General features: G+C 53.5%; 1 protein-coding gene. It reads left to right on the top strand.

Annotated features, from left to right (window positions below):
* Positions 1 to 106: 106 nt before the first annotated feature.
* On the top strand, positions 107 to 557 hold a 451-nt coding region (locus AC30CM_RS26985; RefSeq protein ID WP_490119973.1), incomplete at its 3' end, for a hypothetical protein.

Below are 557 nucleotides of genomic sequence, written 5' to 3'. Positions count from 1 at the left end.
GGACTCGGGTGCTGCATACGAACAGCCTCTGCCACAGTCTTTGTCACCAACTAAGGCACTCGATACAGCCGCAGCTGCGGTTGGTGTGCGTCTTGCGGTTCAGGCCATGAGCGCGCAGCTATGGGCCGGTAATACCGAAACGAACTTGAGCCTAGAGCTTCAGTTCCATACGGAAACTGATCCCGTTACAGATGTTCGGACTCCTATCGTTAACCTTTTGAAGTTGACGATGCCTAGTACTGGCAAGTATGGGTTTCTGGAAAGCCCCGGCCCTTCGATCGACTTCGGAGATTCAGCGGCCTCCATAGCCAAGGACGCGGGTACCAATATAGGAACTTCTATTGGGTCAGTCGTCAATGGTGTGCTTGGCAGTGATAACGTAACCAATTTCCTGAGGGCTGTAGGCATAACGCCAAAGGCAGGGTCGCTGACCAACACGTCGCAGAACTCGAATGATGGAGCCAACAATACGGTACCGGCAGATGCCACGGTAAACCCGAGCATGGGTACTGCTGCCTACTGGAACACGAAGCTGAAGAACCGCATCTCGATCAAGA

The organism is Mycobacterium sp. DHQP2018-32-09, from assembly GCF_058148405.1.
The sequence above is the reverse complement of the archived record's forward strand: the minus strand, read 5'-3'. Positions and strand labels throughout refer to the sequence as shown.